The following is a 23,197-nucleotide window of genomic DNA, read 5'->3' as shown; positions in this document are numbered from 1 at the left end:
ATAAACATCAGAAGAACCTATGCGCTACACATACAAATCTTATATTCTGGCTATTCTTTTGATAGGCAGTTTTATAATAGAAGGCTGCCAGACCACCCGCAAGGCAGACTATCACTATGAGAATTTTGACTACATGCTGGCCATTGAAGAATACCAGGAGGCCTTCAATGGAAAAGAACCAAAACTGAAAGGGGCACAGCGCCTGGCAGACTCTTATCGTCTCACGGGGCAAACGGTGAAAGCCGAAGAGTGGTACGCCAGAGTAGTGGCCATGCCAGAAGCGGACCCAATTAACATCTTTTACTATGCTGAGGCGTTACAAAGCAACGGAAAGTATTTTGAGGCCAAAACCCAGTTCCAGAACTATGCCATGAAAGCGCCGGCTCAGGCGGCGCAGGCTAACGCAAGGGCACAAGCCATAGACTTTGCCATGAAACTAATGGAAGAGCCACCCTCAGCCATTGTGGTGAATGAGACGGTGATCAACTCTGCCAACGCAGATTTTAGCCCAACCATATATGAAGATGGTATTCTTTTTACTTCTGACCGTGGCGGATCTCCTGCGAACCAGGATGATAAAATAAAAGATCCGGGGCAGTATGGCTGGACCGGCAGGCCCTATCTGCAAATGTTCTATGCCCAGCGCAATGAAGACAGTACCTGGCAAGTTCCCACCATTGTAGATGCTACCTTAAACAACATCTACCATGATGGCCCCGCCGTAATGGATAGCGCCAACAACACCATTTACTTTACCCGTACCAACATGGTGTTGGTAAAGCAGAAGAATGTGAATGTTGACCCTACCAGCTGGGTGAAAAAGCCAATGACAAATGAATACATTAACCGTTTAGAGATTTTTTCAGCCCGCCGCGATGGCTCTAATTGGACAGATGTAAAACCATTTGAATACAATAAAGTAAGCGAGTACAATGTAGGACACCCAGCTATTTCGCCAGACGGGCAGGTGCTGTATTTTGTGTCAGATAAACCAGGCGGACAGGGCCAAACCGACATTTACTACTCAGAGCGACAGCCAGACGGCAGTTGGGGACAGCCTATGAACGCAGGCCCAACCATAAACACAGCCGGTAAAGAAATGTTCCCGGCTTTTGACAACGATGGCTTCCTGTACTTCTCCTCAGACACGCATTTAGGTTTTGGTGGTTTAGATGTCTTCCGCACCCGCGGTAGCCGTACTACCTGGTCTAAGCCAGAGAATATGCGCATGCCACTTAATTCGCCTAAAGACGATTTTGGGATGACTTTTATGCTCAATGAGCAAGGTGAGCAAGTGGGCTACTTTTCCTCAAACCGCGAAAGCAACAACGGTACTGATGATATTTACAGCTTCAAGTTGTTGAGCAACGCAGTTTTACTTGTTACTACCTTAGAGCGCGTGCAGACTCCTGGCAAACGTAGTGTGACCCAGCCTCTGTCTGATGTTAGATTGGGCTTAGCTGTGCAAAATTCTACAGACTCTATCTTTGCCTTCACCAATGCCAACGGTGAATACAACTACGGGGTCATGAAAGGCAGAACCTATGAGTTGTCTGGTGACAAACTTGGCTACTTAAGACAAACCGCCACTGTAAAAATTGACACCACCTCATTGGCAGATACTACCCGGGTAACGCTCATTTTTGATAAGAGCGCCATTAATACCACCATTGCCATTGAGAAAATCTACTATGATTTAGACAAGTGGAATATTCGGCCAGATGCCGCCGCAGAACTAGACAAACTCGTGCGGATGCTCAAGGATAACCCATCTATCAAAATTGAACTAGCCTCTCACACTGACAGCCGCGAAGGCCATGGCTACAACCAGCTTTTATCTGAGCGCAGAGCCCAGGCCGCTGTAGAGTATCTGGTGAAACAGGGCATACCTAGAAACAGATTAACCTGGCGAGGCTACGGTGAAACGCGTTTAGTGAATGGATGTTCTGATGGGGTAGAATGTACCGAAGATCAACACCAAATGAACCGACGTACAGAGTTTACCATCAAGTAATTCTCAGCACCTAATGGATATAGAAGAGCCGCCCACCTAGGGCGGCTTTTCGTTTTTAGCCTATTTTCTAGAAAGGAGGGCGAAAACAAGAATGCGCAAAAGAATTGAGAGTAAAGCTTTAGGCGTCAATAGCCTTTTTTGTGAGCTTCTCTACATAAAAGAACCCAGCCCTCTCTAATAAGTCCTGAGTCATCTAATAACAAAGAAAGACACCACCCCTCCTTAGCTCTTCCTGCGGGAGCGGGCAACGCAGTGCCAAGGGCACGCAGGCGCTTAGCGGGAGCACGAGACGCAGGTTCAATTTAGTAGTAGCCACAGAAGCTATGGAACAGCGCACGGTGGCCAGGTGGTAAATTTAATGAAGCCCTTACTGTTTGAGCGGCAGCGAGTTTAAGGGCTTTTTGATTCTTTTGGTTACTTTTCTCATCAAGGAGAAAAGTGACAAACCTAAGCAGGAAGCGAGGCAGGTAGAAATAAGGCAAAAGCAGTTGTGGGAGAAACAGCATTGAAGTTGTTGGAGAGAACACACAACAACGGCGGAGGGTAAAGCGGAAGTAGTAGGCAAAATCTCTGGTAGGAGTAATAGTCTTCGTTAGATCCTTCGGCAGGCTCAGGATGACCGCAAAAGAGTAAGATCAGAAACGCGTGGATCTGCTGGAGTAAACATCCCCCTTCGCCCCCTTCAAAGGGGGAGTATCAGAAATACGTAATCAGCAGGAACAAAAAAAAGAGCCCTAAATTTTTAGGGCTCTTCAATACTAAGCGTATTAACGGCTAGCGGTGACTCCTGTGTTCTGAGGAGGATACTTAGCTAAAATTTGCGTTACAATCTCCTGAACCTTCTCCTGGGTCAAGGCTTTCTCGCCGCCCGTGGTTTGTCCGGTTCCGCGCCACACCAACTCATTCGACTTGGTGTCTACAATATCCAGAATAATAGTTCCTTCTTGATATTCGCGTACCGTGGTGTTGTTATACAAGCGGTTGTACCTATACGCATAACGGTACCCATACCAGTAACCGAAACCAATAGAAGGGATGGTCATATAATCTGGTCTAACTTCCTGCATGCTTTCAATACTCACATCATAGGCCAACAGCATATCAGCTTCTTTTCTGGAGTCTGCTTTGGTGAAGCCTCTACGGGCCATTTCATTTTCAACAGCAGTCTTTATTCGTTTATCCAGAAACGTGCTGTACCGGCGGGTAGAATCGCTTTTAGCGACAGGTTGGTCTTGATACCAGCTCCAGGTTTGGTACTGCTGGAAATTGGTTGCCTTGTCATAATCGGTGCTGACGTTAAAAGTAGGGGCGCAGCCAGTAAAGCCCATCACCAACACCACCATCGCCAACCCTAACATAGACTTTAATAATCTGCTTGATTGTCTCATGTATTTGTCTTGTTTAAAACATTAGTAAAACCATAAAGCCAGATGCTATTGTAAACAAGCAGTAGCTCTAAACTACTCTGTTAGCTAACTCAGGCTTATGTTTATTATACAATTTAAACACAATAATTGTGCCTAAGGTAAAGGTTTAGGTTAGGAAATATTTAATTTATCGGGATGGACGGATGGGCTAAATCCACTTATAAATCGGGTACAATTGAATATTGTAAAGGACATGATGAATATAGGAAGAACTGAATCAGCAAATGAAAACTCATCTTAGAATGGCAAAGCAATTTTGCAGCTGTTTTTCAGAAATTAGGCCTAAAACAGAAACGCCTGCGGAATTTCCGCAGCGTTTCTGTTTATTAAAATGAATGTCTAAGGTCTAGTTCCCAAGCGCTAGCTTTCTTAGCCAATGGCATTCATCTCCTGTCCTTGCTCATTGTAGGCTTCTACCGGAGCGCAGCTACAGATAAGGTTTCTATCGCCGTAGGCACTGTCTATACGGCTAACAGTTGGCCAGAACTTGGCAACGCGTGTGTATGCAACCGGGTAAACTGCTTTCTCGCGGCTGTAGGGCATGGTCCACTCATCAGCTAAGGCTACGTGTGCAGGGTGCGGTGCGTTCTTAAGTACGTTGTTTTTCTGATCAACTTTGCCTTCCTCAATCTCTCTGATTTCTTCTCTGATAGAAATCATAGCCTCACAGAAACGATCCAGCTCTTCTTTGCTTTCGCTTTCAGTTGGTTCTACCATCAAAGTACCCGCTACTGGGAAAGATACTGTCGGGGCATGGAAGCCGTAGTCCATCAAACGCTTAGCAATATCTTCTACTTCTACGCCTGCTTTCTTAAAGGAGCGGCAGTCCAGAATCATTTCGTGGGCGCAACGGCCGTTGGTACCCACATACAGCACCGGGTAGTGACTTTCTAAGCGAGCCTTGATGTAGTTGGCATTCAGAATGGCAATTTTGGTAGCCTCTGTCAAACCTTCGCCGCCCATCATGGAGATGTAGGCATACGAAATTGGCAGAATGCTAGCGCTACCCCAAGGGGCGGCAGAAACGGCATTGATGGCTTCTGGTCTTTCTAAATCTACCACGGCATGACCTGGTAAATACGGAGCCAAATCAGCCACCACACCAATTGGGCCTACACCTGGTCCGCCGCCGCCGTGCGGAATGCAGAAGGTTTTGTGCAGGTTCAGGTGACAAACGTCAGCACCTATGTTACCCGGCGAGGTCAAGCCTACCTGAGCGTTCATGTTGGCGCCGTCCATGTACACGCGGCCACCGTATTGGTGAATTGTTTCGCAGATTTCCAATATGCTTTCCTCGTACACACCGTGGGTAGACGGATAAGTCACCATTAGGCAAGAAAGCTCATTCTTATATTGCTCCGCTTTGGCTTTTAAGTCGGCTACGTCAATGTTTCCTTTCTCGTCGCACTTCACAATCACCACTTTCATGCCGGCCATTACCGCAGAGGCTGGGTTGGTGCCGTGCGCCGAAGACGGGATCAAAGAGATGGTACGGTGATGATCGCCGCGGGCTTCGTGGTAGGCTCTGATCACCATCAAACCTGCGTACTCACCTTGGGCACCTGAGTTAGGCTGTAATGACACAGCGGCAAATCCAGTTACCTCGCACAGCCAAGCTTCCAGATCTTTGAAAATCTGCGCGTAGCCTTTGGCTTGGTCAGCAGGGGCAAATGGGTGTAAAGAACCAATTTCTGGCCAAGTCACCGGAATCATTTCGGCGGTGGCGTTCAGTTTCATAGTGCAAGAGCCCAGCGGTATCATGCCGTGCGTTAGGGAGAAATCTTTGTTCTCCAGGTACTTCATGTAACGCAGCAATTCACTCTCAGAGTGGTACTTGTTGAATACTTCGTGCTGCAAGTACGCTGATGTTCTGATCAAGGACTCAGGCCAGGTAATGTTGGTTTCCTCCGGAAGCTCGTCTAGTTCGATCGTCACTTCTGGCTTACCAGCTACTTTGGCAAAAACAGCTAAAATTTCTTTTACCTCACCTAAATCAGTATTCTGGTGCAAAGAAATGCCCACTTTGTTCTCTCCGAAATAACGGAAATTGATGCCAGCGGCTTCAGCCTCTTGACGGATAGCCTGCTGCATTTCGGCACTCTCCACAGAAATCTGAAGGGTGTCAAAGTAGTTCTCATTCAGCTGCTCAAAGCCAGCGTTTTTGAGCCCTTTTTCTAAAATCTGCGCTAAACTGTGAATGTTCAGGCCAATGTATTTCAAACGACGTGGACCATGGTACACAGCGTACATACCTGCCATTACAGCCAGCAATACTTGAGCGGTACAAATGTTAGAAGTTGCTTTTTCGCGGCGGATGTGCTGTTCACGGGTCTGCAGCGCCATGCGGTAGGCTTTGTAGCCATTGGCATCTACTGACACCCCAATGATACGGCCTGGAATAGAACGTTTATAATCTTCTTTGGTAGCGAAGAAACCTGCGTGAGGCCCGCCATAACCCATAGGTACGCCAAAGCGCTGCGAAGAACCAACCACCACATCGGCACCCATTTCACCTGGGGCTTTCAGAAGAGTTAAGCTTAGCAGGTCAGCGGCAACGGCTACCAATATTTCCTGGGCGTGCGCCTGTGAAATGAAATCAGTATAATCAAACACCTCGCCGTCGGCAGCCGGGTATTGTACCAGAGCACCGAAGAGGGTGTCGTCGTTTAAATCAGCGGTGCGGTGGTCGCCAATCACCAGTTCAATCCCTAGCGGAGTGGCGCGGGTAACCAGCACGTCAATAGTCTGCGGAAGCACCTGCTCCGATACAAAGTAGCGGGTAGCATTTTTCCGACTGCCTTTGCGCAGGGAGTACTGAAGGTTCATAGCCTCAGCGGCGGCGGTAGCCTCATCCAGCAAAGACGCATTGGCAATGTCCATTCCGGTTAGGTCAATCACCAGGGTCTGATAGTTAATCAGAGCCTCTAAACGACCTTGAGCAATCTCAGCTTGGTAAGGAGTATAAGCAGTGTACCAGCCTGGGTTCTCTAAGATGTTACGCTGAATAACAGGCGGCAGAATAGTATCATGGTAGCCCAGCCCGATGTACGACTTGTACAGTTTGTTCTGCTTGGCTATTTGAGCGAACTTCCGCAGGAAATCACGCTCGGTTAAGGCAGCTGGCAAGTTAAGAGGCTTCTTCAGGCGGATGGCCGCCGGCACAGTCTCATCAATCAACTGGTCCAGTGAGTTTGCTCCAATGGTTTGAAGCATCTCTTGTATTTGCTCTTTGTCAGGCCCGTTGTGACGTTCCTTAAATATATCTGCAGGTTTGGTTTTATAGGTCATGCTTCTAAAGCGTTGAGAGGAAAAGTTTTAATCTACTCTTAAAAACAAGCGTTAGTCATAGTAAGAATACACAAAAGTAGATGTTAAAATTCACTTATTACAGACATTGCTCTTAAATTGCGCACAAGGCAAAAAAGCCTTTCCTGTTTTAGACTTAATTTTCAGAAAACAGCCCTAAAACAGCCACTTACGCTATAAAATTTCATGGAAAGACTAAAGATTGGTGTCCTGCGAGAAGGAAAAGTTCCTGTTGACAAAAGAGTGCCTCTGTCGCCTAAAAAATGCTTGGAAGTGCTGCAGGCGTTTCCGAGTGTGCGATTGGCGGTGCAGCCCAGCCCTTTCCGATGTTTTGCAGACCAGGAATACACTGATTTAGGCATTCCGCTGAAAGAAGATTTAAGCAACTGTGATGTGCTCATGGGCGTGAAAGAGGTGCCTGTAGAGCAGCTTATCCCTAATAAAACCTATTTCTTTTTCTCGCACACCATTAAAAAGCAGCCGCACAATCAGAAGCTGCTGCGGGCGGTGCTGGAAAAGAATATCAGGCTTATAGATTATGAAACCATTACCAACGAGCGGGGCGAGCGGTTAGTGGCGTTCGGACGGTGGGCGGGCATTGTGGGCGCTTATAACGGGCTGCTCACGTATGGCCGCAAATGGAATCTCTTCCACCTGAAACCTGCGCACGAGTGTGTAGACATGGAAGACATGCAGGAGGAATTCTTCAAAGTGAAGTTTCTGCCGAACATAAAAATTGCCGTAACCGGCGGAGGGCGGGTGGCGCAGGGTGCCATTGAGGTACTCACCCGCATGGGCCTGAAGCAGGTGAGCGTGTTTGACTACCTATACAAAGAATTTGCCGAGCCGGTGTTCACGCAGCTCCGTTCTTCTGATTACCACGCCCGCCCCGATGTGGCCGTGTGGGACTCGCAGGATTTTTACCAGAACCCGCACCTGTACCAATCTACGTTTGTAAAGTTTGCCAAGGTCACTGATTTGTTGCTGGCCTGTGCCTATTGGAGCCCGCAGGCACCAGTGCTTTTTACTGAGGAGTTCATGCGGGAACCAGATTTCAAGATCAACACCATTGCAGACATAACCTGCGACGTGGGCGGCTCTATTCCGAGCACAAAACGAGTATCTTCTATTGACAAACCCGCCTATGACTATAATCCCTGGACCGGCGAATTGGAAGAAGCGTACAGCAATTCCAAAAATGTAACCGTAATGGCGGTAGACAACCTGCCTTGCGAACTGCCCCGCAATGCCTCCCGCGACTTTGGAAGACAGCTGATAGACAAGGTGTTGCCTCACCTGGTGAACGGTGACCCAGAAGGAGTACTGGCGCGTGCCACCATTGCCAAAGACGGGCAGCTATGTGAGCGGTACCAGTACCTGCACGACTACGCCTTCGGCTGAAAGTAAACACTGTTTTAGGCCTGTTTTTACGAAAATAAACCTAAAACAGGCGCTGAGAGGACTATATTTTTAAAGTACTACAGAAAGCAAAAGCCCGCCGAGAAATACTCTCGGCGGGCTTTTGCTTTCTGACGAACAGTATTATTATTGATTATTCTCCATTTTATCGGCAACACCATCATTTACCGGTTGATCTCTTACTTCAATAGAGTCAAGAGACAGAGAATCTGCTTCGGCGCTGATATCATCAATGGTGTTTTCAGTTTCAGTTTCCATATTGTTAGCGGTTTTGGAGTCACAAGAGGCAAATCCAAAAGAAACGGCTACTAAGGCCGCCGCCGCTACATTGCTTAACTTTTTCATAGTTTTAGTTTTTTGGTTTCAGTTGGGATGTTTATACGTCAACCATTTGAAAAAGATAAGTTTGGCTACAATGGCAATCAGATGAAACCTGAAGTTGCTCTTTCTTTGATGGTAAAGTCAACCGCAAAAACACTCACTGGCGTTTTTTTAGTATTAGTTGAAGCCTCTGCATCGCAAGCAAAAAAGTACCACCTCATCTATTATGAATTTTACTTGCCTCATTTTAGCTGAATAACTAAAAAATGTTTCATTATTAAGTGTGATTATTGATTAGTGACTATAACTCATTTATCAGTAAAAATACTGAAATTTAATACGTATTATATATTTATAATCTTACTATTGATTTGTAAGTTGTTGCTTTACAACTGTTTAAATTACTTATATATTTTGTTTTATGAATATTATTAGAAAATTAAATTAGTTAATTTATCAAACCAACTGTGGTTGTTGTGGTATAAATAGGATTAGATAATTTGTTTCATTTAAAATATTTAATCCATGTTTTTTCACGATCGAAAATTACAGTATACGGTGAAGGTTGATAAGCCTAATCCGGCTTTTGCGAAGATGTTGCAGCAGGCCATTGGTGGCATAGAAGGAGAAATGAAAGTTTGCTTTCAGTACTTGTTTCAGGCTTGGGGCAGCAGAGGGCCTCAAAAGTACAGAGACATGCTGCTGGAGACAGGTACCGAAGAAATTGGACATATTGAAATGCTGGCCACAGCTGTAGCCTTGAACTTAGAAGGAGCCGACATGTCGTTGACTGATGAGATTGTTGGCAAAAATCCGGTGGTAGAAGCGGTTATGGGCGGTATGAACCCGCGCCACTTTTTATCTACAGGGCTAGCTGCTTTGGCCGTTGACGCCAGCGGTGTACCATTTAATGGCTCTTGGGTAGTAGGAACTGGAAACTTGGCCGCCGATATGTACGCAAACGTAACGGCTGAGTCTGCGGGCCGGGTACTAGCCACCCGTTTGTGGGAAGCCACTGATGACGCTGGTATGAAAGACATGCTTTCTTTTTTAATTGCCCGTGATACCATGCACCAGAACCAATGGTTAGCGGTTCTTGAAGAACTGGGCGGTGTAGAAAATGTGCACCCAATCCCGAACAGCTTCCCGCAGGCTGAGGAAAACCAAAACTTCAACTACAACTTTATTACCACCAACATTTATAAAGACCAAAATGCCGCTGGCCGCTGGACAGAAGGTAAATCAATTGACGGCAAAGGCACCTTTAAAATGGAGCCTGGTGCGCCGGTAGGCGATGAGCCAACTCTTGGGCCGCCAGATCCGAAAGGCCATGCCCAGGTGGAGGAGATGAAAAACTCTTCCGGCTCAATTATAGACAAGGTGAAAAATGCTCTTTAGTTTTAGTAGCAAGTAGGTAAACTCTCCGCTTTTGGCGGAGAGTTTATTATTTATAGCCTTTGTAAAAGCTCTTATGCTGGTCGCAGCTGCTCCTGACGGTAGACACCGTCAAGCTTGCGTTTGCCTTGGCGTAAAGCAAAGAAAGGAGCGTCATCAGAAACGCTCCAATAAATATCCATAATCTCGGCAACGGGGCCGGTAGGCTGACTGGCAGGCCGTACCCACTCGCCAAACGTGAAGGGTAACTTAGGAATGGTGGTAAACATGTCGGGGCGCACCTTAAACTCTTCATCTGAGTAGCGGAGCAGCAGCCAGCCATTTATTTCATCAATTTTCTCAAATACTTTATTGTAGGGCTCCAGCAACTCAAACTCGCGCCGGTTGGCTGGGTGAATCAAGGAATAACCATGGCCGGGTAACCACGGGTAAAGACCAAATTCGAGACTCTTCTTTGGCATAAAAGCAACAATAGAAATTATAATTTTACAGCCCAATAAAGGCCTAAACAAGCCCTATACGCAGAAACCGTTTTGGGCTTGTTTTTTGAAAAACAGCGGTAAAACAGGAAAAATTCAGATCACCTTTCTGAAAGAAACTGCAGAAAGACAAACAGATTTACTCCTTCACTCTTTAAACTAGAGCTTTACATCCAATTCTTTTGCCGTAGCCAGAACAATCTCTCGGGCGTAGTTTTTGTTTACCACTAATTCACCGGTTTGGCTGTAGTGGGTAATGATGCTTTGGTCTAACAGCATTGGAGTTGTATAGGCTCCGTACTTTTCTATAAGGGCCTTCTGCACGACACACAGCTGCTCTTTGCGGGCCTCGGTTTCAGGAGTTTTAAGCCGGGGTGGAAAAGAGCTGGGCGGAACGCGGTTAGGAATCTGTCTCTTCTTAGCTTCTTGCATAGCCCCGTTTATAATGCGCTGCAGCTGCTGCTCAAACCGCTCCTGCTGCAGGCGACCATGAATGCCTCTGGTGTGGTACAGCCATTCATTGATTCCCTGCTCCGGCTTGTTCAGCAGTTCCATCAAAGCACTGGTGTTGATTACCTGGCCAGCGGGCAAATTCCATTTCTGGGCAAGCTGGTCTCTGAAGTCATAAATGGGCTTTAAGATAAACTGCTGGAAATACGTGAGCCGCTGCGGAAACTTTATTTTGAGGTGTGGGTCGGCTTGCTCTGTGAAGGTGATTTCTTCCAGTAACTGGTCTTCTTCTTTGAGCCAGTGCATGCGGTCAAGCTCCTCAATTTTAGACACCATGGCTTTTTTGAGCTCATGCAGGTACAGCACATCCTGGGCGGCGTATTCCATCTGTCGCTTAGACAGAGGGCGCTGGTTCCAGTTGCTCATCTGCTGTGATTTGTCCAGCCGAAGACCCAGTTCCTCTTCGAGCAAATTGCCTAAAGACGCTTTGGCATAGTTCAGTATCTTAGCGGCAACGGCGGTGTCTACAATGTTGCGCACCTGGCAACCCAGCATGCTCAGCAGCATGAGGTCATTGTTAGCGTGGTGAAAAATCTTGACAATGGCGGGATTCTCCAGCACATCCCAGAGGGGCTGCAGGTCCTGAACAGGGAGAGGGTCAATCAGAAAACAATCGTGCCCGTCTGATATTTGAATCAGGCAGAGATTAAACCCATAGGTATAGTGGTGTTGGTCGAATTCTAAGTCTAAAGCAAGTTCTGGCTTCTGGGCAAGGTGGTTAACTGCTGTTTGCAACGCTTCCGCTGACTCTACCACATGCACAGGCTTCCCTTCCAGGACAAATGCAGGTTCCTTCATAAATCAAATGTACCTAAAAAATAGGAATTTGCTTGACGGTGAACTGCGGGTAAGAGTTTCCGTTTTCAGCCTGTTTTCTGAAAAAGAGGCCGAAAACGGAAAAACTTTATCTGTTGGAGCCGTTGTAAGAGGCGATTAACCTTTATTCAAGAACAAAACTTACCTCTACATGTGCCGAAACAACTATCTGTCCGGCAGCTAAAGTAGGTTCTCCGGCACCCATGGCCATAGATTCACGGGCCATTTTCATCATGACAGGGCTAGGGCTGTTGGTGCCACCTTCGGTGATGTTGTACACCCGGCCAACTTTGGCGCCGGCCTCAGAGGCTAACGTCTGTGCTTTCTGCCTGGCGTTCTGCACTGCCTTTTTACGGGCTTCTTCCTGATGCTTGCTGAGCTGTGAGCTTTGGTAGCTAACGCCATCTACCCGATTGGCTCCCGCCTTATAAAGGTTTGCCATTACTTCATCATAGCGGTCAATTTTATTCAATACCACCGAAATGGTGCGGGTAGCCATGTAAAACTGGGGTGTTGTCTGGCCATACTCACCATTGTAAATAGGCTGAAAAGAAACGTAAGCCGTTTGTATATTTTTTTCATCAATGCCGCTTTTTTTAAGCGCGCTCAAGAGGGCAGAAGTGCGCTGGTCTGCTATTTTTCTGGCTTCTTCCAAGGTTCTCTCCCGTACTTCTACCCCAACTATAAATGTAACTTGGTCTGGCACTACTTTTACTTCACCCTGTCCGCTGACAGAAACCAAAGGTGGCAGTGGAGCTTGCTGCGCAAAAGCAGTAACGGTAGCTAAAGAGAATATTGAGGCGGCGACAAAAGATAAAAGAGTTTTCATAGGTGTGATAATTTAGTTTAGAAGGCAGAGGCAAGTACTGTGCCTAATTTAATAGCGGTATAACGCAGGAAACGAAAAAGCGGTATAGGGCTCAAGTTTGAGATGTATCTTTGCGCTTTATTTCTGTATTTCTCCGCTTAACCCAAAATACTTATGCTACCCCAACACCTCACGCTGTTTGATCCTTTTGAGCACATGCGCTTTGGCCGGCAAATTTGTTTTTTGTGCGGCACCAACATTACCGAAGACCAGGAAGTGACGGTGTTTCCGGAGTGGCTCATGGAGGAATACGCATTTGCCGAAAAAGCCCTGCGGCTGCTGGACCAGAGTGTGGTGCAGTTTAAAGACCTGAAGATACCCTGTTGCCGCCGCTGCCAAGAGCAATACCTGCAGCCTTTAGAAGAGCAAGTGCAGGAGGCCCAGAAGAAAGGAGTGGCGGGCTTGCGGGCTTTAGATGAAAAGCTGCTTTTCCAGTGGATGGGTAAAATGTTCTACGGCACGCTCATCACCGAATTGATTCGGGAGCAGGACCCGCTAATAAAGCCAGAGTATGCCGTTAGTGAGCAACCTAAGATGCTGCTCAAGTTCCAAGCCTTTTTCAAGGTGCTGCAGTCTCTGCGGGTGCCTATGGTGTTCCCTGATTTTATTCCGAGCTCTATTTTTGTGGTAGACGTAGATGCCTCGGCAGAGCCTGAGCGGTTTGAGTACCGAGACGAGTTGTCTACCATGATGTTCAGCCTGCGGATGGACAACACCCTGATCATTTGCTGCCTCTTGGACAACGGCATGATCAAGCAAGCCATGCGCCGTGTCTGGACTGAGGTAGAGCCCCGGCAGCTGCAACCCATACAAGCCGCTGAATTCAGTGCACGGGTTTTCTATGCCGGTTATTTGCTCAACGTTATTCCGGATTATCTGCTGCGTACAGTCAAGCCGCAAGACGAATACGTGGTCATGGACAGTCTTATTGATGATGTTACCAATGTGATCTTCAACCCATGGCAGAACAGCTCTTATGCCAAATTATTGTCTATGGCATGGGCTAACTGGGGTATTTCACAAGAACAGATATTGCAAAACCCGCAGGAACCCCTTAGTATGCTGTTCACTCCCCAAGGAGAGTTTATTGAGTTTCCACAAATACCGGAGCAAGAGAAGTAGGGGCAACTACTCCTGTTCTAAACCAGAACACATTTACTGAACCTGTTTTGGGGCTCGTTTTTCAAAAACAGCTCCAAAACAGGTTCTTTGCGTTTTACTTCTATGCTGGTTATTTCTGCACCTGAAGAAACACTGTCTCGTGTGGTGTAGTCTTTCTCTTTCGATAGCGCCCATCTATAAATCTGCCAACCAAAGCTTCATAAACATCTAAAAGAAAGCTTCGTACCATGTTTAGGGCTTTGTGTAGTCCGGCTAATACAAATAAAACTATGGCAGAAATTAACATTGAACCAAAAAAGCGCTCTAGCGGCTGGAGCTGGATTATAGTGCTGCTCATACTGGCCGTAGTAGGCTGGTTGCTGTACCGCTACCTTTTAGAACCGCAAACAAACAGTCCGGAGACAACTGACGTACCAGCCACTGGTTGGGTTATGCCCGTTTCCCCCAATTATTATACCACCTGATTTACCTACTAAGAAGATAAAACTATGACAACTTCACATAACAATGGCTCAGGACGGTTGGCCGCCCTGCATGACCTAACAGATTTTAAAGTAGCTAATAACGACCTAGATATAAGAGGATGGGAAGTGATTGGTGCCGATGGCCAGCGGATTGGCGTGGTAGACGATCTGATTGTAGACCGGTCGGTTATGAAAGTGCGTTATCTTGACATTGACGTAGACAAGCACTTGCTTCTGCCAGACGTAGACACCCGGCATACAGTTGTGCCCATTGGCGCAGCCCACTTAGACGATGAAAGTGATCAGGTTTTTTTAGCAGACATCAGTCAAGAATCGCTGGCTCGGTTCCCGTTCTACAAAGGCGGACCTATAAGTGACGAGATGGAGTACCGTATCATGCATGTGCTCACTAACCCCACTGATACCTATAGCGCGCCATCTGGAGGCCATACAGCCCCTACAGAAGAGTTCTATAACCGGGAACATTTCGATGAGGATCGTTTTTACCGCAACCGCCAGCCAAAAGTGAGTAGTTCGCCTATTCAGGAAGACATTGCCACCATTGAGCGCTTGCGTCAGATGCTGGATGAAGGCACCATTACCCCCGATGAGTTTACTGCGCTGAAGCGGAAAGCCATTGGGTTATAACTAAGTGAGACCCATTTAAAAGAGCCTTGGCAGAATCTCCTGCACAGGCTCTTTATTATTTAGAAAAAGTAAAGGTGTGGGAATTTTAAGGAATGCCGTTTTAGCCCTGTTTTTTGAAAAGTAGACCTAAAACAGGTAGCGGTGCCTAAAGGTTAATTTTGATAGAGCAAAAGCACAATCTATTAGAACACCACCACTTTACACAAAGAAGGCGAGCCCGCAGGCTCGCCTTCTTTGTGTATAATCTCAACTTTCTATCAAGGATAATTGTTAGTAGTAGCGTTTGGATTATGGGCGCTAACAGGTGTCTGTTCAACCGACGGAACACTGGCTAAATAGCGGTTCGTGGATTTTACTTTGCCGGGCCAGGTTCTTTTTATACGACTGTTGGTGCCGCCGTTTCTTCGTGTAAAGAACGAGTACGTGGCAAAACCTGCAATGGCGGCCAATCCGGCAGCGGCCAAAATTTTAGGTACGGTATTATTAACCCGAGGTGGCAATGATACTACCCCGGTTCTGTTAGTAATGGCGGGCTGCTTTACATACCGGCCTTTGTTCGGAATGGCTAACTGGTCAAATAACCTAGATAGTTCTTCCAGCCCTTGCCTCAGTTTTTCACCACTCATGGGTAAGCCGTGGCCAGTAGCGGCAACTTCTGGTTCTAAAGATGCCAATATCTGCACTGACTGCCTTGAGGCGTTCCAGTCTGGGGTAAAATAGGCAGGAGGGCCGCAGATTTCTTGCTTCTGCGTCAATACTGCCATCGCCGATTCTTGTTTACGGGTGGTAAAAGCATCCCCCACAATCAATACACGGTCATGCTGCCTGTAAAGAGACACATGCCCTGGTGAGTGTCCGGGCGTTTCAATCCATTTCCACTCAGGCATAAAAGGCACTGAACCATCAGACGGAAGCACCTCTAACCTGCCCCTAAACTTAATGGGTTTCTTAGGGTACATGAACGACAGATAAGCCATAGCACCGCCTCCTACACTTGAGTCAGGTGGAGGGTAGCTGGAGACACCTGTCAAGTAAGGTAGCTCCAGTGGGTGCGCGTAAACTGGTGCCTGCCAGTAATCGGCTAGCGTTTGCAGGGCACCCACATGGTCAAAATGTCCGTGCGTGAGGATAATAGCCTTGGGTGGATTGTCTTTGCCAAACCGTTCTTCAGCGGCTCTTCTTATTCTATCGGCAGAGCCGTAGAGGCCAGCATCTATGAGTACCCAAGATTTATCTGGGTTTTCAACAAAGAACAGGTTGACAAACACAATCTCCATACCCATGACACCTGGTGCCACGGTAAAGCAGGAGTGCTGCTTTTGCCGCAGCACGTCGGTTACATGGTCTCGCATAGGTTTCAGAACTTAGCTGTCTAAACGGCCAAATACGCTCAATTCATCGCCGGTGTCGTGGCGTGAATTTTTTGCACCGTCGGTAGACTTGCCGCCTTGTCCTCCCTGGCTGTTGCCGGGCTGCTGGCCGCCTTGCTGTGCACTGGCATTGCCTTTGGCGTTGGCTCCGGGCTCTTGTGACGTTTGTTTCAGATCATCGGCTGCTTGGGTGCCGTTTGGTAATTTTTCTTTCTCGTTATACTTATTGTCCTTTTCCATGATGTGAATTGGTTTAAGTGATAAATCAATACTAAGGCCGGCAAAACCGGCATCTATGTGTACGAGTGCCTGAGCAAGAGGGTACGTAGAAAACCTTTATTTTACCAGAAGGCTCTTGTTTATCCGAATTCTTTACGTATTATAGTCTTACCTTTTCAATGCAAAACAAGGAAACAAACCTGGCCAGGTCTTTGCTCTGTTAGAAAAGGAGACATTACGTCACCGGAATTTTTCTCACCTGTTTATAGTTTAGAAGACATGGTAAACTTGATCTATCCACCCAGCTATATGATGGTCTATGCCAAGTGCATTGACGCCACCTTGCCTAGCTTTGAGCCAGAAGAATGGATTGAAGAAGGGCATGTATATACCGTAAAACATTTTACAGAACCTCTAAACCAGGAGGAAGGCATGGCTGTGACCATTGTGGATGAAACCGGTGATGAAATTCACCCGTCCCCATCTCATTGGAGCTTCTCTTCTAACCGTTTTGAGCTGTTTTCTATCTTTTTGAACTAGATTCTTTAGATCTAAGATCTAAAACTTAGATTTTTTTGAAGTGGCGTTTTGGAGCTGTTTTTAGAAAAACAGGTAATAAACAGAAAGGGCTAGCCATTTGGCTAGCCCTTTCTGTTTATAGGTTTAGCAGAATTTAGAACAGGAACCCTGCCCGAACCAGAATCAGGTTTTCTTCTGAAGAGGTGGCAAAGCCTGCCGAAATAACGATTTGGTTCAGCGGGGCCAACCAAACGCCGCCGCCGTAGCCCCTGTGCCACTTGTTAGAGGTTTCATTCTCTACCCAAACGCGGCCTATGTCATGAAAACCAAATACGCCCACTGAGGCTGGGAACAGATACGTGGTGAAGCTGAACAACCGTAGCCGGGCCTCAGTGTTATTGTAGAGGCTGCTTTGCCCGCTGAAACGGTTGCGGCGGTACCCCCGCAGCGTAGTTGGGCCATCCAGCACCTGGGCTTGAAAGAACTCGTAGTTGTCGCCAAATGTGTGGCCGCCGCCAAAGCGGGTAGCCAGCGTGAGCTTGAGCGGAACTCTAAGCGTTCTATAAATGGCGAACTGCGAATGAACCATGGCCACGTTGTTGGAACTTTGGTTGGTGCCATCAAGCAGATCGGCGGCAACTTTCCAGTAAACCCCTTTGGCCGGAAGATTAGGTATGTCACGCGAGTCTAATACGTATTCAATTCTGGCACCGGCGTAGTTATGGCGCTCATAATAACCTGCTAGCTGTGAGTTTTCGTTGGGCTGTACGGGCAGAAAACGGCCAGGGGTGCGCTCAACATTCACCATTTGATAGGCTGGCCCCACAAAAATGGTTTCATACTCGCTGAGTTTACGGCCCACTAGCACATTGGCGTAAAACTGGGCAGACCGGTAGCGGTAGTATTCAATTTCTATGTCAGGGTTATAAGGCGTTTCATTGCCCAGCCCAAAGAAGTTTTCAGAGAAGCCGGGGCTTTTCCAGTTTACGTTAAGCTTTAGGTCTAGGCCTAGCCGCAGTTGCGGAAAATGTGCGGCATAATCAATCAAAAAAGATTGGGTGTTAAAGGCGTAGCTTCCCACAAGCCGTTGCATCATGGCATAAGGCTCTTTTTGAAAGCCTTGCGTTTTCAGCAGCGCCCCAGCTCCTAATAAGAAGCCGTCGTCGCGGTTATATTCAAATGAGGCTAGTGGGCCTAGATAGTTGTATTTATAACCGAGGCGGTCATAGGTAGGAGGGCGCTTGCTGGTAAGGTTGCGTGCCTCAGAACCTAGATTTAGTTTGTTGCCCTGAGAAGTATCATAAACATAGGTAAGCCGGCGCAAGCCCTCTACCGAGGAACTGTCGGTGATGATGTCTTCTCCGTCTCCGCCAATGATGCGTAGTCGGCTTGCTTCTGGCGCAGTACCTGTGACTACGATTTTGTCATTGCCTCCCAGACTGTACAATCTAATTTCTCGGGTTTCATCTGGGTAGAACCGGCGCTGGTACAGCGGAGTGTCAGTTTCATCTTCGTCTTTGTACATGCGCACCAATGTAGAGCCATCGCCGCTGCGTTCAATGGTGAAATAATCGTTTTGGTCAGTGCCTACCACGTTTACTTTATGAGCCAAAAACTCATAATATTCCTCTGCGTCACGCTTGATAGTGGCACGGCGAGCTTTTAACGTTTTAGTTAGCCACTCCCCTGACTGTTGATAAATTGGGGGAGGTAATTGTTTTACGGCTGCTTCAATAGCCTCGTCAGTTAGCTCACGCTCCAAAGAATCTGCCATAGCCAGCCATTGCCAACGTTCAAGGCCAGTTAAAAAAGTACGGTCAAAGTGGCGGGCATTAAAGTTGAAGCCTTTTATGTCTCTCAGGCTCTCGTCAAACCCCTGTACCTTGGGCAGAATCCAGCGGCGGCTGGCAATGTTTGGGACAACTCCTTGGTTTACAAAAAATGCCTGGTCACGGTCTCGAGGGATGGGTTTGTAAATTTTCCCTTTGCCTTTTTTCTTGAACTCAGCCCAGCGCCATTGGTCATCATGGCGGTCCCAGTCGGCAATGAAAAAGTCAAAGAGGCGCGCGCGCAGCACACTCAGCTGGTCTACCTGATCATCTTTGTCCTCCAGTATATTCTCGAGCACTTTAGGGGTGCCCACTGCATTTTCAGTGTTACCGAAGCTCCGCATATCAGATAAATCTTCGTCTGGTCTGGTTTCAAACAAACCAATGGTATTGGCGAAGCCTTTGAGATAGCGGCCAAAACGTGGGTCATCAGGAATGATGAAGTACTGCGGATTAGTATGGTACACACCTACGGAATCGGCAAGGGGAGCAGCCACTAAGGCTCCGTATGGGTGCGAAGCCGATATTTGGTCTTTCACAACATCGGCGGCAATGGTTTCCCTGAGTATGCGGGGCAGCGCATCATCGGGGTATTTTTCTACTGACCGGAGCACATATTGGCGACCGGTGCTGTCTTCCAGACGAAGAGATTTGGTCTGGAATCCGCCGCCGCGTTTAATGACCTTAAGGCCACCGTGCATGGCGCCTATGTCAAACACTGGTAAAGTGACCGGCTGCGCCCACTCTCGGCGGTAGTTCTGACCCAGCAGCCAATGTCTGAAACCGCTGGCGTTGTAATAGGTACTGGCGGGTAAGGTACCGGTTTTCCCCTCAAAATTGAGATTCATCTTACTCACCCGCTCTTTCATTTGCTCTAAAGTGGGTTTGCGAGAAATTAAGGCACGGTGCGCCACTTGGCCAGTGGCACTGTTTAGATCAGGGGCGGTCCAGACTTCCAACCAAGTTTCGCCGTTGGGGTAGTAGAGCAATTTTACCAAGCCAGGCTTAACTTCTCCGTAAACGGTGGTGCCGTCTTTAATGGGCTTTGTGTTGGTAGCGCCCAAGCCAGCCCCTATATAATGAATGCTGTCTTTTACCTGGTGCACTAAACCCGAAGAGTTTCCTTCTACGTGCACCAGTCCACTGTATTGGTTGTAGAACTGGTTTAGTTGACGGTGCATGACCCGGTACTCCAGCTTGCTCATTTCTGGTGATACATTCATGACCACCAGCAAATTTTTGTCTTCGTTGTTCCGTACCACATCGTCTAGTGCGGCCAGAGTGGTAGTACCCCCCACAGTGGGGCACCCCCGTAGCTCTTCCTCCTCATCCATGCGGCGGTTGGGCATTAGCCACTGAGGGTCTAGCAAAACTAAGTGCAGATCGTCGGTGAGGGAGACCTCTGCTGGGCCTGGGCAATGATTGGCGGGCAGAAAAATATTCTCTTTCTGCAGGTATTGTTCTATAAAACGCTCCTGGTTCCGCACCTCCTGCACCACGCGGCCTTTGGCATCATGTTCGCCGGGCATAAAAATTAGTTGGCCCTGATAGTTTTTCAGGTAGTCTAGTTGGGTTTTCAGTTGCGCCTCTAGCGGCGGCCGCTCAGACGAAGCAACCCCTGGTAGCGTGAACGGCGCAAAAGGATTGCCCACGAATACAAGTGTGCTGTTTTTACCTGCGGTTTGCAGTTGGTTTTGCAGTAGCGGTAGCGGTACCGCCGTCGTTTGCCCCGGCGACCATCTTCCGGCTACTAATACTGTATGCGTAGGCTGTGTAGATGGTAAAGCAGGTAGTTGTGCCCAACTGGTAGAAGGGCACAAAAAGCTGGTGTAAAGTAAAAGCGGGATTACCCAGCGGGGTAAGTTTCTTTTCATATAAGAATTGCATGTTGTCTGCTGTTGCTGTTTTAAGCCTGTTTTTGCAAAATCACACCTAAAACAGCAGGTTTGCCTTTTTTAGGAAACCAGAAGCATTTGACGCTGTTTACGCAATCTCATAGGGTTTAGGTTAAGCATATGTAAGAGTAGAGAACTGAAGCTGTAGTTCACCGCAGATGGAAGTGCGGCTTTTTAATAACATTTCATATTGGTTACGTTGAAACTCATTCAGAAGCCCCATCTTATTTTATACCGCTCGGCTTTTTAGCTACTACTTGTGGAGCCATTGCCATAATTGCAGGAAGTAGAAAGAATGACAGGAGAAGTAAGGCAATTAGCTATACAAGCTCTGGATAAAGTTGTTTGAAGAAGGCCTCTGAAAATTAATTTCGCTGCAGAGGGGCAATGTTTGAATTGGCAAATTGAAGCAGTTCTTACGCCTTTAGCTAGTTTATTTAAAGCTTCTTATCTGCTTCCTAAGAGGCTGACACTTAAAAAGTAATAGAAAGATTTGGTTTTCTGCAAGCTTTAACTAGATTTATAGTTTATATATTCTATTCTGAATTTCTGCCCTTTATTTACCTACTGAGCCTAAGCACAACCGGTGTTTGGGTAGCATACATTGTATCGTCAATTAAATAAATAGAATATGGGAAATTTAATTAAAAAGGCGCCTTGGGTGATGATAATCATTCTCGCGCTGACCCTCCAATCTCTTCAAGCCCAATCTGATAAAGTAACGGTGAGCGGCAAAATTGTGAATAGTACAGGCGTTAATGGTTCTTATGTTTATTTGGTAACGGGCGGCTCCGCCGAGACGGTGCAGTTTAATAGAGGGCCCATTAATAATAACAGCTTCACAATTCAGTTACGGCAAGATTATCAAGATTCACTCGTGAATGCCTTCCTATTCATAAGCCCGTTACCTAAGATGGATGATAAGATTTATAAGGAGAACTTGAAGAATGTTAAACGGCATAGAATTTTAATTGATACAGCTGAGATTCAAGTTAATATTGACAATGCTGCCAAATGGGCGCGGGTGAAGGGTGGAGAACTTAACCGGCACAAAAGAGAGTTTGACTTAGTTGATTCTACCTATCACGCCATGTACAAGCAGAAGCGGGTGGATGAGCAATATGTGCATTCAGGAAATTTTCTAGACGACCTGAACCGCTACCGTAACCTTGCCACTGTGGAGTTAATCAAAAAATACAATAATTCTTTGGTTTCGCTGAGCATGGCTAGTTCATTGGCTAATTTGCCGGTGCCTAGAATGACCTATGAATACAGAAATGAAATACGCGATGCCTTGGACAGCTTTAGCCCTGCTTTAAAAGCCTCAGCCCAGATGCAGAAGATAGAGACGTCTTTTGCGGACAAGGTTAAAAGAGATGCGCCCAAAGATGGTCTGCCCTTCCCCAATGTTGAAATGGTAAATCAGGACCTAAAACCTGTTTCCCTGTATGATTTGTATGGCGGTAAAGAATATGTTCTTTTAGATTTCTGGGCCACTTGGTGCGGCCCCTGCATTCAACAACAACCGACTGTGAAAATGCTAGCCGAAAAGTTCAAAGATAGCAATGTGCAAATAGTAGGCGTTTCGGTAGACCAAAAACAACCTGCTTGGAGCAACTACCTAAAGAAGAAACCCTTTAACTATCCGCAGTACCATTTCAACCCGGCAGATAAAGAGATGTTGGCCAATATGGGAGCCATGAAACTACCCACCTATACCTTAGTAGAAATAAGCAGCGGCAAAATTGTGGAGTATGATATCCCAATCAACGAGCTGGAAAAGACGCTGGAGAAATACAGAAAGTAAACATAATGCCTGCTTCTGTTTTCGGCCTCTTTTTGTTAATTCAGGCCTAAAACAGCCAGTTCGCATTCTTCTCACGCCGCCTCCAGCCAATAACTATCCGGCACGCCTTGGTGTAGACCTTTGATAGTGCGCACACAACCTGGCAAATCTTTCTGCAATTGACATGCCCAGATAATCAATACTTGCCAACCAGCGGCGCGCAGGCGTTCACGGTGCTGCTGGTCTCGGGCTACGTTGCGGTCAAATTTTTCAGCCCAGAAACTAATGTTTGATTTAGGCAAGGCGGGTTGGCAATGGGGGCAGCGGTGCCAGAAGCAGCCGTGCAGAAAAATAGCCAGCTTACGGCCGGGGTAGCAGACATCGGGCTTGCCCGGCGCACTTTTCCAATGCACACGGTAACCACGAAGGCCCGCCTGCCACAACGCTCCGCGCAACAGCAGCTCAGGCTGCGTGTCTTTGCTTTTGTTGCCCCGCATATATCGGCTTATCTTCTCTTGGGCAGTAAGCGGCGAGGCAGTAGAGGTGGTATATTTTTTCTTGCGGTTGGCCATGGCAGTGGGTGCGGCAAGATAAGAACACAAATGAAACTCAGAGAGTGCCCAAACGGTAACTGAAAAGTCGTTTTAGCCCTGCTTTTTCAAAAACAGAGCTAAAACGACTTTTGTGGTGTTGGCTGCAGCTTCTGCTAAACCTTTGGTAGATGGAAATTGTTCAGAGTATCTACAAGTGCTGTGATTGGTACGTCCTGCTTATGGTTAAGCTGTCACCG

Annotated in this window: 18 protein-coding genes; 8 read left to right on the top strand and 10 right to left on the bottom strand. The window is 47.1% G+C overall.

All coding sequences use genetic code 11. The annotated features are described in order from the left end of the window. The first annotated feature begins 19 nt into the window (after positions 1 to 19). Positions 20 to 2,014: an OmpA family protein gene (locus tag A8O23_RS09050; protein WP_066619907.1), complete on the top strand. Its 1,995-nt coding sequence runs from the start codon at positions 20 to 22 to the stop codon at positions 2,012 to 2,014. Between the two features lie 767 nt (positions 2,015 to 2,781). Here A8O23_RS09050 and A8O23_RS09045 read toward each other — a convergent pair. Next, a complete protein-coding gene (locus tag A8O23_RS09045; protein WP_066619904.1) occupies positions 2,782 to 3,402 on the bottom strand; it encodes a DUF4136 domain-containing protein in 621 nt (206 codons plus the stop codon). A 408-nt stretch (positions 3,403 to 3,810) separates the two neighbouring features. Beyond that, entirely contained in the window at positions 3,811 to 6,729 is a 2,919-nt protein-coding gene (gene gcvP / locus A8O23_RS09040) for an aminomethyl-transferring glycine dehydrogenase (protein WP_066619902.1), read from the bottom strand. 204 nt (positions 6,730 to 6,933) lie between these two features. Here gcvP and A8O23_RS09035 point away from each other — a divergent pair, with 204 nt between their 5' ends. Next, complete coding sequence (locus A8O23_RS09035) at positions 6,934 to 8,148, top strand: NAD(P)-dependent oxidoreductase (RefSeq protein WP_066619900.1); 1,215 nt, start codon at positions 6,934 to 6,936, stop codon at positions 8,146 to 8,148. Between the two features lie 144 nt (positions 8,149 to 8,292). On the opposite strand, the gene A8O23_RS09030 is transcribed toward A8O23_RS09035, so the two are convergent. Next, on the bottom strand, positions 8,293 to 8,511 hold the full coding sequence (locus A8O23_RS09030) for a hypothetical protein (RefSeq protein ID WP_066619892.1): 219 nt from the start codon (positions 8,509 to 8,511) through the stop codon (positions 8,293 to 8,295). A gap of 501 nt (positions 8,512 to 9,012) precedes the next feature. Here A8O23_RS09030 and A8O23_RS09020 point away from each other — a divergent pair. Further along, on the top strand, positions 9,013 to 9,885 hold the full coding sequence (locus tag A8O23_RS09020) for a manganese catalase family protein (protein ID WP_066619886.1): 873 nt from the start codon (positions 9,013 to 9,015) through the stop codon (positions 9,883 to 9,885). A 71-nt stretch (positions 9,886 to 9,956) separates the two neighbouring features. Here the strand turns inward: A8O23_RS09020 and A8O23_RS09015 are convergent, their stop codons facing one another. From A8O23_RS09015 to A8O23_RS09005, 3 genes are all read right to left on the bottom strand, one after another. Beyond that, positions 9,957 to 10,343, bottom strand: coding sequence for a DUF6960 family protein (locus tag A8O23_RS09015; protein ID WP_153042134.1), 387 nt, complete (start codon positions 10,341 to 10,343; stop codon positions 9,957 to 9,959). A 177-nt stretch (positions 10,344 to 10,520) separates the two neighbouring features. Next, entirely contained in the window at positions 10,521 to 11,669 is a 1,149-nt protein-coding gene (locus A8O23_RS09010; RefSeq protein WP_066619879.1) for a ribonuclease D, read from the bottom strand. Positions 11,670 to 11,811: 142 nt separating this feature from the next. Next, positions 11,812 to 12,516, bottom strand: a complete 705-nt coding sequence (locus tag A8O23_RS09005; protein WP_066619877.1) for an SIMPL domain-containing protein — start codon at positions 12,514 to 12,516, stop codon at positions 11,812 to 11,814. Positions 12,517 to 12,669: 153 nt separating this feature from the next. Between A8O23_RS09005 and A8O23_RS09000 the strand changes: the two genes are divergently transcribed. The 3 genes from A8O23_RS09000 to A8O23_RS08990 all read left to right on the top strand — a co-directional run bounded on the left by A8O23_RS09000 (position 12,670) and on the right by A8O23_RS08990 (position 14,789). Continuing rightward, positions 12,670 to 13,677, top strand: a complete 1,008-nt coding sequence (locus A8O23_RS09000; protein ID WP_082882969.1) for a hypothetical protein — start codon at positions 12,670 to 12,672, stop codon at positions 13,675 to 13,677. A gap of 269 nt (positions 13,678 to 13,946) precedes the next feature. Further along, positions 13,947 to 14,141 carry a hypothetical protein gene (locus A8O23_RS08995; RefSeq protein ID WP_066619874.1) on the top strand — a complete coding sequence of 65 codons (195 nt, stop codon included), beginning with the start codon at positions 13,947 to 13,949 and terminating at the stop codon, positions 14,139 to 14,141. A 24-nt stretch (positions 14,142 to 14,165) separates the two neighbouring features. Then, positions 14,166 to 14,789, top strand: coding sequence for a PRC-barrel domain-containing protein (locus tag A8O23_RS08990; RefSeq protein WP_066619871.1), 624 nt, complete (start codon positions 14,166 to 14,168; stop codon positions 14,787 to 14,789). A gap of 257 nt (positions 14,790 to 15,046) precedes the next feature. Here A8O23_RS08990 and A8O23_RS08985 read toward each other — a convergent pair whose 3' ends face one another. Together A8O23_RS08985 and A8O23_RS08980 are read right to left on the bottom strand one after the other, a co-directional pair. Beyond that, complete coding sequence (locus A8O23_RS08985) at positions 15,047 to 16,141, bottom strand: MBL fold metallo-hydrolase (protein WP_239693372.1); 1,095 nt, start codon at positions 16,139 to 16,141, stop codon at positions 15,047 to 15,049. A gap of 12 nt (positions 16,142 to 16,153) precedes the next feature. Then, a complete protein-coding gene (locus tag A8O23_RS08980; protein ID WP_066619867.1) occupies positions 16,154 to 16,399 on the bottom strand; it encodes a hypothetical protein in 246 nt (81 codons plus the stop codon). A 258-nt stretch (positions 16,400 to 16,657) separates the two neighbouring features. Here A8O23_RS08980 and A8O23_RS08975 point away from each other — a divergent pair, with 258 nt between their 5' ends. Beyond that, entirely contained in the window at positions 16,658 to 16,918 is a 261-nt protein-coding gene (locus tag A8O23_RS08975; protein ID WP_066619865.1) for a hypothetical protein, read from the top strand. A gap of 133 nt (positions 16,919 to 17,051) precedes the next feature. Here A8O23_RS08975 and A8O23_RS08970 read toward each other — a convergent pair whose 3' ends face one another. Further along, positions 17,052 to 20,600 carry a BamA/TamA family outer membrane protein gene (locus tag A8O23_RS08970; RefSeq protein WP_082882968.1) on the bottom strand — a complete coding sequence of 1,183 codons (3,549 nt, stop codon included), beginning with the start codon at positions 20,598 to 20,600 and terminating at the stop codon, positions 17,052 to 17,054. A 685-nt stretch (positions 20,601 to 21,285) separates the two neighbouring features. Between A8O23_RS08970 and A8O23_RS08960 the strand changes: the two genes are divergently transcribed. Further along, a complete protein-coding gene (locus tag A8O23_RS08960; protein ID WP_161486712.1) occupies positions 21,286 to 22,428 on the top strand; it encodes a TlpA family protein disulfide reductase in 1,143 nt (380 codons plus the stop codon). A 71-nt stretch (positions 22,429 to 22,499) separates the two neighbouring features. Here the strand turns inward: A8O23_RS08960 and A8O23_RS08955 are convergent, their stop codons facing one another. After that, complete coding sequence (locus A8O23_RS08955; RefSeq protein ID WP_066619846.1) at positions 22,500 to 22,979, bottom strand: very short patch repair endonuclease; 480 nt, start codon at positions 22,977 to 22,979, stop codon at positions 22,500 to 22,502. Between the last annotated feature and the right edge of the window lie 218 nt (positions 22,980 to 23,197).

Source organism: Rufibacter roseus (assembly GCF_001647285.1).
In the GTDB taxonomy this organism is placed as follows: Bacteria; Bacteroidota; Bacteroidia; order Cytophagales; family Hymenobacteraceae; genus Nibribacter; species Nibribacter roseus.
The sequence above is the reverse complement of the archived record's forward strand: the minus strand, read 5'-3'. Positions and strand labels throughout refer to the sequence as shown.

Excerpts from the sequence above, each read along its gene's own strand:
- A8O23_RS09045 (WP_066619904.1), bottom strand. The coding sequence starts at position 3,402 with ATGAGACAATCAAGCAGATTATTAAAGTCTATGTTAGGGTTGGCGATG.
- A8O23_RS08990 (WP_066619871.1), top strand. The coding sequence starts at position 14,166 with ATGACAACTTCACATAACAATGGCTCAGGACGGTTGGCCGCCCTGCAT.
- A8O23_RS09020 (WP_066619886.1), top strand. The coding sequence starts at position 9,013 with ATGTTTTTTCACGATCGAAAATTACAGTATACGGTGAAGGTTGATAAG.
- A8O23_RS08995 (WP_066619874.1), top strand. The coding sequence starts at position 13,947 with ATGGCAGAAATTAACATTGAACCAAAAAAGCGCTCTAGCGGCTGGAGC.
- A8O23_RS08955 (WP_066619846.1), bottom strand. The coding sequence starts at position 22,979 with ATGGCCAACCGCAAGAAAAAATATACCACCTCTACTGCCTCGCCGCTT.
- A8O23_RS09005 (WP_066619877.1), bottom strand. The coding sequence starts at position 12,516 with ATGAAAACTCTTTTATCTTTTGTCGCCGCCTCAATATTCTCTTTAGCT.
- A8O23_RS08975 (WP_066619865.1), top strand. The coding sequence starts at position 16,658 with ATGGTAAACTTGATCTATCCACCCAGCTATATGATGGTCTATGCCAAG.
- A8O23_RS09010 (WP_066619879.1), bottom strand. The coding sequence starts at position 11,669 with ATGAAGGAACCTGCATTTGTCCTGGAAGGGAAGCCTGTGCATGTGGTA.
- A8O23_RS09030 (WP_066619892.1), bottom strand. The coding sequence starts at position 8,511 with ATGAAAAAGTTAAGCAATGTAGCGGCGGCGGCCTTAGTAGCCGTTTCT.
- A8O23_RS09050 (WP_066619907.1), top strand. The coding sequence starts at position 20 with ATGCGCTACACATACAAATCTTATATTCTGGCTATTCTTTTGATAGGC.
- A8O23_RS09000 (WP_082882969.1), top strand. The coding sequence starts at position 12,670 with ATGCTACCCCAACACCTCACGCTGTTTGATCCTTTTGAGCACATGCGC.
- A8O23_RS08985 (WP_239693372.1), bottom strand. The coding sequence starts at position 16,141 with ATGCGAGACCATGTAACCGACGTGCTGCGGCAAAAGCAGCACTCCTGC.
- A8O23_RS08980 (WP_066619867.1), bottom strand. The coding sequence starts at position 16,399 with ATGGAAAAGGACAATAAGTATAACGAGAAAGAAAAATTACCAAACGGC.
- A8O23_RS09015 (WP_153042134.1), bottom strand. The coding sequence starts at position 10,343 with ATGCCAAAGAAGAGTCTCGAATTTGGTCTTTACCCGTGGTTACCCGGC.
- A8O23_RS08960 (WP_161486712.1), top strand. The coding sequence starts at position 21,286 with ATGATAATCATTCTCGCGCTGACCCTCCAATCTCTTCAAGCCCAATCT.
- A8O23_RS08970 (WP_082882968.1), bottom strand. The coding sequence starts at position 20,600 with ATGAAAAGAAACTTACCCCGCTGGGTAATCCCGCTTTTACTTTACACC.
- gcvP (WP_066619902.1), bottom strand. The coding sequence starts at position 6,729 with ATGACCTATAAAACCAAACCTGCAGATATATTTAAGGAACGTCACAAC.
- A8O23_RS09035 (WP_066619900.1), top strand. The coding sequence starts at position 6,934 with ATGGAAAGACTAAAGATTGGTGTCCTGCGAGAAGGAAAAGTTCCTGTT.